This window comes from Mycobacterium sp. E3247 (assembly GCF_001667785.1).
GTDB lineage: Bacteria > Actinomycetota > Actinomycetes > Mycobacteriales > Mycobacteriaceae > Mycobacterium.
Genome location: NZ_LZJG01000349.1, coordinates 1 through 1,787, shown reverse-complemented (window position 1 = coordinate 1,787; position 1,787 = coordinate 1). Strand labels below are relative to the sequence as shown.

At 65.2% G+C, this 1,787-nt stretch carries 3 protein-coding genes; all 3 read right to left on the bottom strand.

The features are described from left to right. Nucleotides 1-243: SDR family NAD(P)-dependent oxidoreductase (locus tag A9X04_RS19385; RefSeq protein WP_156764428.1), on the bottom strand; the 243-nt coding region annotated here is incomplete at its 3' end. A gap of 13 nt (nucleotides 244-256) precedes the next feature. Next, nucleotides 257-1,006 (bottom strand): SDR family NAD(P)-dependent oxidoreductase, encoded by a 750-nt coding sequence (locus tag A9X04_RS19380; RefSeq protein WP_067919816.1) that lies wholly within the window; start codon nucleotides 1,004-1,006, stop codon nucleotides 257-259. Beyond that, nucleotides 1,003-1,620 (bottom strand): TetR family transcriptional regulator, encoded by a 618-nt coding sequence (locus A9X04_RS19375; RefSeq protein ID WP_067917816.1) that lies wholly within the window; start codon nucleotides 1,618-1,620, stop codon nucleotides 1,003-1,005. The genes A9X04_RS19380 and A9X04_RS19375 overlap by 4 nt, the downstream gene beginning before the upstream one ends. Between the last annotated feature and the right edge of the window lie 167 nt (nucleotides 1,621-1,787).

Here is a 1,787-nt window from a genome sequence, read left to right as displayed (position 1 = left end):
GAACACCGACACCCGTCCGAAAGCGTCCTCGGCCTGGGCAACCAGTGCTGTGATGTCATCTGGTGAAGCGACGTCGCTGCGCACGGCGATGCCTCCGACGCGGGTGGCGATCTTCTGCGCGCGTTCGCCGTTGAGGTCGGCGACGACGACCCTTGCGCCCCGCGCGGCGAGTTCTTCTGCTAGCGCTCGCCCGATTCCGTGACCGCCGCCGGTCACCACCGCACACCGTCCGTCTAATTGCATGGCTGTTGCTTCCTCAGAGATGCCCGCCGTCGACAGCGAGTACTTGTCCGGTGGTGAACGTGGCCGCATCGGAGGCGAGGTACAGTACTGCGCCCGAGATTTCGTCTGGCTGACCGACTCGGCCGAGTAGCGCGGTGCTGGCCGCGAAGTCGCGTTCGGTCTGCGGCCATGCCTTCATGACGTCGGTGTCGACGGCGCCAGGCATGACCGCGTTGACCCGTACTTTGGGTGCGAAGGCCCGGGCGAACGACTTGGTGAGATTGTTGAGGCCCGCCTTGGCGGCGGCGTACACGATGGCGTGCGAGGCCCCCATGTGTGCGGAGATAGTGCTGATGTTGACCACGGTGCCGCCGCCGTCCGCCGCCATCCGGGTGCCGATGGCGGCGGTCAGTCGGAACGGTCCCTTCAGGTTCAGCGCAATGGTCTTGTCGAAGAGCTCTTCGCTGATCGCATCGACACTGTCGTAACGCACTGACGATCCCGCGTTATTGACCAATATGTCGATGCGCCCAACGGCCGCGTAGGCTTCGTCAACCAGGCGGTCACATTCGGCCCATCGGTTGACGTTGGCGGGCAACGAGAATGCGCGCCGACCAGTGGCGGCGATCTCGGCTGAGGTCTTTTCGCATGCCTCAGAATTGCGGCTGACTACCACGATGTCCGCCCCCGACGATGCCAGCTGCGCGCAGATCGCCCGGCCGATGCCGCGGGTGGCGCCGGTGACAAGTGCAGTGCGTCCGGTCAGATCGAAGAGATTGGTCACTGGTTGTCTCCTCCTCCGTCGAACTTGCCGATTCCCTGCTCGAGCAGGGACAGTGCCGCCCGGATTCGCTCGGCCGGGTCGCCCCGCCCGCCGCCTTGGACCCAAGCGCCGAACTCTGCGGCGGCGACGGCGTTCATCGCCGTTACGGCGATGCGCGCGTGCATCGTTGACTCCTTGTGTCCCTTGGGGAAACGTCCCGCCACCAGCGCGACGAGCTCGTCGTCGTTGACCAGGCGCTGGCCGCGGCTGCGGGCATTCAACTCCGGTGCCTGGGCAAGAATGCGGCCCAGTTGCACGACGCGTAGACGGTCTGCTGGTTCGACGTGGGAGGTGGCCAAAAAGGCTTGCCGTAGCGCGGTGACCGGACCCTCGTCGGCCGGGCGCGAAGCCAGCGCGTGGATCAGTCGCTCCCACACATGACGTTCGTAGTCCAGCAGTACTTCGTCCTTGGATGCGAAGTACCGAAAGAAGGTCCGTTCGGAGATTCCAGCGGCGGCGCTGATGTCGCCTACAGTAACCGTGTCAAAACCGCGCTCAGCGAACAACGCGATAGCGGTACGGCCGATGTCGGCGCGTAGCAGGCGCCGTCGCCGATCGGTCAGCGGTTCGGTCATAGCCGTTGCCCGCGCGCAAATTCCGCTGCGCCATGAAGCAATCGAATCACTCGCGGGCCCATGTCTGTGCGGTCGGCATCGACGCCGGATTTGACCTGCCGGGCGTGCGAGCCTTCGAGGATGATGGCGAGTTTGAACAGTGCCAGCGCCTCGTAGTAGGGCAGCGC

Excerpts from the sequence above, each read along its gene's own strand:
- A9X04_RS19375 (WP_067917816.1), bottom strand. The coding sequence starts at position 1,620 with ATGACCGAACCGCTGACCGATCGGCGACGGCGCCTGCTACGCGCCGAC.